Below are 388 nucleotides of genomic sequence, written 5' to 3' on the forward strand. Positions count from 1 at the left end.
CTTCAAGCCCGAGGAAGAGTCCGATGACGAATTGCGCCGGCAGGGCCGCACCGCTGGCGAGCCCGAGATCGCTCTGCGCGTAATACACGGCAGCCCAGACCAGCTTCAAGCCCGAGGAAGAGTCCGATGACGAATTGCGCCGGCAGGGCCGCACCGCTGGCGAGCCCGAGATCGCTCTGCGCGTAATACACGGCAGCCCAGACCAGCGCGAAGAGGAGCGTCGCCAGCCAGAGCCGCTTCGCCAGCAGCCAGAAGCCCGTGAAGAGGAAGGCTGCCCAGGAGAATGTCTCGGGCAGGAGCCGCGCCTGCTCGATATCGTCGCGCTCGCTGCCGGAACCGGGCGGCGGAATCAGGACCGTATAGAACGCCATGTCATGGCCCCTTATAA

1 protein-coding gene is annotated in these 388 nt (G+C 65.5%); it reads right to left on the reverse strand.

What is annotated here, in order from left to right; all coding sequences use genetic code 11:
- Positions 1-2 precede the first annotated feature (2 nt).
- A partial coding sequence (locus AB4Y92_RS26355; RefSeq protein ID WP_441822308.1) for a DUF2628 domain-containing protein occupies positions 3-388 on the reverse strand: 386 nt, incomplete at its 5' end.

It is taken from the genome of Lysobacter sp. TAB13 (assembly GCF_052113885.1).
GTDB lineage: Bacteria > Pseudomonadota > Gammaproteobacteria > Xanthomonadales > Xanthomonadaceae > Lysobacter > Lysobacter gummosus.